This window comes from Bacteroides caecigallinarum (genome assembly GCF_021530995.1).
Taxonomy (GTDB): Bacteria; Bacteroidota; Bacteroidia; order Bacteroidales; family Bacteroidaceae; genus Phocaeicola; species Phocaeicola faecigallinarum.
Map to the genome: position 1 here is coordinate 1 of NZ_JADYTF010000176.1, position 4,436 is coordinate 4,436.

Sequence of the window (4,436 nt, forward strand, 5' to 3'; positions counted from 1 at the left end):
GACCCCACGCATGATATAGAAAACTGCTGTTCATAATTGTACGTTTGCTTGTGCTTATTCAAATATACAATTTGTGCAGCGGTTTTCTTCTTTAATAAACTATCACGCGAAATGTCGGATGAACCAAGTATAAGCATAAAAAAAGCGACCCGAAGGCCGCTCTATTGGAGAGAGGAAAGGCTTTACTTGCCCTTCCTGGAGTTTTTCTCCTGAGCTGCAGGAGTTTCCTCCTTTTCAACAGCTTCATAGAACCTGGTGGCTACAAATGCCACTCTGTTGCGCTTGACACCGTCGGCATCCTGCCACTCCTCCGGCTTGAAATAGCCTTCAACCGTGAGGAGTGCACCTTTGACAAGGCGGTCAAAGGATGTAGTATTCTCATTCTTGCGCCATGCCTCGACGTTTATGAATGATGAAGTGCGGATTGTTTCCTCGCCTGATTTCTCAGTGCGGCTGATTGCTAAAGGGAAACGTGCAACGCTTGCGGTTGAGAACTGATGGATGCTTGCATCCTTACCTACAAAACCAGAAACTACGAAAGAATTTTCCATTTTCTTCATGACATTGAAATTTTAGAAGTGAAACATTTATTTTTTACGTTGCTATCAAAGTTGGCAAGGATAGCAGTCAGGCAAGTAATTACCGGATTATTTCACCGTCAGGCGGGAAAAGTTTTCCGAAAAGCTGCAGCTGGAAAAGTTTTTGAAAAAAATCAGGGAATAAGGCTTTGGTACTTGCAGTATGCGCCTTGCACTAACTTCGCAACAGGAAAAAGTAAGTGTCACGGCTTCGTCCAAAATGAGAAATGCAGGGAATGGCCTGATATTCTTGTGTGCTGGTCATGGTAAAGGATACTGCCCCATATTCAGACTCGACAGGTTTTACAGTTCCATGGTAAGAAATACTGACATGATAAGGGCGATAGTTCCAGTACTTCACCATAAACTTGGCATGGTATAGCAAGAGAAATACGGAACTCCGCATTCTGCATAAAAAGGTCTTAACACGGAAGCTATTCAAGAGGATGGAAGCCAGAGGTGAAGCACAACAAGGCTGATGCCACTCATGTAAGTGATGAAAAGGTACAAAATCAGCAAGGAGAAAAAGAAAGGCAATGCCTATCAGTCAAAGAGCGGACTTCTGTCCTACTCTGGCTTACTGCAAGTTTAAAGTTTAGATTTACCCATGTATATATACATGTATCTTAAACTCAATTGACTTGATTGATTCAGCCTACAATAGGAAAGTATAATCATTTTTCTTTATTGAAGGACTTTCAGGTGTACAATACTTTGGTTAAATAACATTTATGAGGATAAATATCTGATGATTTTCCATACAAAAGCACCACAATTAGAAATATTTGTGGTATATTTGTACGGATTAAGATGGCAAGCAATGAAGAAATTAAATTCGTACATATCATCAGCTGACATGAAAGAGAAAGGACGTACCGCTTATTACAAGATGTTGGAAAGTGTGCGTCAAGGTGAACTTGTGCAGGTCCGGCGAGGACTGTATGCCAACATTGACCAACTTTCAGACAGCATGATTGACATAGATGCGATTATTCCTGGCGGCATTCTTTGCCTATGGTCTGCTTGGAGTATACATCACCTTTCTACTTCTATGCCACAAGCTTTTCATGTCGCCATAAAAAGGGATCGAAAGGTAGTAACACCCTCATATCCCCCAATAGAGCTTCATCATTATACGGCTTCTATTTTGGAAATCGGAGTAATCAAAATGAACGTAGAGAATTACAATATCAGAATCTATGATATAGAAAGGTGTGTATGCGATGCCATTAAGTTCCGAAATAAGGTAGGTATGGATGTATGCTCAGAAATCATTGATAACTATCTTAGCAAACCGGAACGGAATATCAGTAAACTATTGGATTATGCCCGGAAGCTCCGCGTGGGAACAATCCTCGAAAATTATCTGCAAATCAAATTATGAGTAAAGAACAAAATAAGAATTACGGAAAGTCAATCAGAGCAAAGCTCCTGAATGTTGCTAAAAAAGAAAATATATTCTATCAGACGATACTGACACGATATTTTCAGGAACGATTGTTATACAGAATGTCACAAACACGTTATCGTAGCAATTTCTACCTTAAAGGTGGAGCACTCATGTATGCCTATGAACGGTTTGCCGCACGTCCTACATTGGATATTGATTTTCTTGGTAACAATATAAGCAATGAAGGTACTTCAATAATAGCAGCATTCAAGGAAATATGTTCCGTACCCTTTGAAGAAGATGGAGTGGTATTTGACGTTGAGCACATCACCGCCCAAAATATCACTGAGTTCAAAGATTATCATGGAATACGCCTAAGTATACCGGTAATGATGGATTCAATCGCACAAGTACTGACCATGGATATTGGTTTTGGCGATGTGGTTACACCTTCACCTGTCAATCTGGATTTCCCAATATTGTTGGAGCATCTGCCTTGTGCAAATATCCTGGCATATTCTCTGGAAACCGTTATTGCTGAAAAGATGCATGCCATAATAGACCTTGCCGATCAGAGCAGTCGTATGAAAGATTATTATGACCTGCATAGAATACTAAAGGAGGAAGAATATGACACAGAGGTTCTACAGGAAGCGATAATACGTACATTCGAGAACCGGCACACACCTTACGATGCGAATACGATGTTCTTCCGAAATGATTTTGGTATTAATCAGCAAATGGAAGTAAGATGGAAAGCTTTCATGCGTAAAATCACGAAGACTAATGATATTGCCTTCTCAGAAGTTGTAGCATTCATACAGGAAACACTACGCCCATATTGGGAAAACATACCGCATGAATAATACAGACTATAACATATATGAATTTCCTGAATGCGAATCCATAGTCATTTCTGGAGATATTCACGGGGATTTTAATCTTCTCGTGAATAAAATGTGTGTGCAATACAGAATGGAAAATACTCTTATGATAGTAGCTGGAGACTGTGGATTTGGATTTCAAAACAAAGGCTATTATGAGAATATTGTCAAAAGGAATGCCAAGCGTATGAATGCGGCGAACAATTGGATTCTTTTCGTTAGAGGGAACCACGATAATCCTGCCTATTTCGATGGCAAGACATTCAGACATAAAAGATTCATAGCCATCCCGGACTATTCAATTGTAAAAGCATGTGGGCATACATTGCTCTGCATAGGTGGAGCTATATCCATTGACCGCTCATACAGGCTGAACGCTTGGGAACAAATCCAAAAGAAACGCCATCAGCCGAGTTTGGATATGGATAAAGAAATATACGAGCCAAACTATTATTGGTCCAACGAGAAACCTGTATTCAATACTGAATTGCTTGGAAAAATAATGTCAGAGCAGTCTATCGACACTGTTATAACTCATACATCACCGTCATTCTGTGAGTTACAAAACAAGAATGGTCTTTCCGAATGGGGCAGTAATGATGCACAACTATTGGCTGATGTACAGCAGGAGCGGCAAACTATGGATTCCATCTATCACTTACTCAAAGAAAGCCAAACTGTTACCCACTGGTGCTATGGGCATTTTCATCAGAGTTGGCATAGCAACATCGAAGAAATCCTATTCAAAATGCTCGATATTATGGAGTTCTACGAAATAAAAAACATTGCCATAATGAGGTAAATTCTTAAGAGCTATCCAACAGAATATATGATTTCAGCAAGGGAAAAAGATAAGTAAAGCCCTCCATCTGTCAGAATGCTGTTCTGGTTGATGAAGGGCTTACTATAAGTTTAAAGTTTAGATTTACCCATGTATATATACATGTATTTTAAACTCAACTTACTTGATTGATTCAACCTGACAACAAGATAAACCATTAAGTTTACAAGTTTAATGTAACTCATATATGTATATATGAATTGATAAACTTATTGGTAAACTTCACCCTTGATACAAGAAGATGAACCTCTTTTCTCTTTGTTGAAAAATTTGAATTGTATATTGATTTCAACCTTATGCTGAATGGACATGCCGTGCGTATTTCAGAAATTCTATACAACCAGCATATACGTGAATGTCTCTTTCTCCTTGCTGAAATTGTTGGTGGTGGAATCACACCTGATGAAGTCTTGGGAAATATATTCAATACATTCTTCGGGAGAAAGTGTGATGAAACTTTCATCAAAGAAGGAATAGCGTCATGACGAGGTTTTGATGCCCAACATCCATCATCGTGACGTTCACAAAATATCATGTCATTTTTATTGCAGTTTTAATAAATACATGATTTACAATGCGTTTCACACTACTAAGCAACTAAGTAGCCATTATTCCAACCGTAAACAAAAGTTAAATGCGTTAAAGTGACCATGTGAAAGAAAGTATACTATCTGAAAATATCGCTCTTGAACCGTTTAAAGCATAACTATCTGATAATCAGATATAGTTAAAAACTGCATCGG

Annotated in this window: 5 protein-coding genes; 4 read left to right on the plus strand and 1 reads right to left on the minus strand. The window is 38.8% G+C overall.

Going from position 1 to position 4,436, the window contains the following annotated elements; all coding sequences use genetic code 11:
* Window positions 1–182: 182 nt before the first annotated feature.
* On the minus strand, window positions 183–560 hold the full coding sequence (locus tag I6E24_RS15470; RefSeq protein ID WP_235329512.1) for a single-stranded DNA-binding protein: 378 nt from the start codon (window positions 558–560) through the stop codon (window positions 183–185).
* An 874-nt stretch (window positions 561–1,434) separates the two neighbouring features.
* On the opposite strand from I6E24_RS15470, the gene I6E24_RS15475 reads away from it, so the two are divergent.
* The 4 genes from I6E24_RS15475 (at window position 1,435) to I6E24_RS15490 (ending at window position 4,178) form a co-directional block, all read left to right on the plus strand.
* The gene (locus I6E24_RS15475; protein ID WP_204405057.1) at window positions 1,435–1,962 is read left to right on the plus strand and encodes a type IV toxin-antitoxin system AbiEi family antitoxin domain-containing protein; all 528 of its coding nucleotides are present in this window, start codon (window positions 1,435–1,437) and stop codon (window positions 1,960–1,962) included.
* A complete protein-coding gene (locus tag I6E24_RS15480; protein WP_204405056.1) occupies window positions 1,959–2,834 on the plus strand; it encodes a nucleotidyl transferase AbiEii/AbiGii toxin family protein in 876 nt (291 codons plus the stop codon). Before I6E24_RS15475 ends, I6E24_RS15480 begins: the two co-directional genes overlap by 4 nt.
* Window positions 2,827–3,654 carry a metallophosphoesterase gene (locus tag I6E24_RS15485; RefSeq protein ID WP_195564801.1) on the plus strand — a complete coding sequence of 276 codons (828 nt, stop codon included), beginning with the start codon at window positions 2,827–2,829 and terminating at the stop codon, window positions 3,652–3,654. The genes I6E24_RS15480 and I6E24_RS15485 overlap by 8 nt, the downstream gene beginning before the upstream one ends.
* 335 nt (window positions 3,655–3,989) lie before the next feature.
* Window positions 3,990–4,178: a hypothetical protein gene (locus I6E24_RS15490; protein WP_204405059.1), complete on the plus strand. Its 189-nt coding sequence runs from the start codon at window positions 3,990–3,992 to the stop codon at window positions 4,176–4,178.
* The last annotated feature ends 258 nt before the right edge of the window (window positions 4,179–4,436 follow it).

Coding starts and splice junctions, on each gene's coding strand:
- I6E24_RS15475 (WP_204405057.1), top strand. CDS start 1,435: ATGAAAGAGAAAGGACGTACCGCTTATTACAAGATGTTGGAAAGTGTG.
- I6E24_RS15470 (WP_235329512.1), bottom strand. CDS start 560: ATGAAGAAAATGGAAAATTCTTTCGTAGTTTCTGGTTTTGTAGGTAAG.
- I6E24_RS15490 (WP_204405059.1), top strand. CDS start 3,990: ATGCTGAATGGACATGCCGTGCGTATTTCAGAAATTCTATACAACCAG.
- I6E24_RS15480 (WP_204405056.1), top strand. CDS start 1,959: ATGAGTAAAGAACAAAATAAGAATTACGGAAAGTCAATCAGAGCAAAG.
- I6E24_RS15485 (WP_195564801.1), top strand. CDS start 2,827: ATGAATAATACAGACTATAACATATATGAATTTCCTGAATGCGAATCC.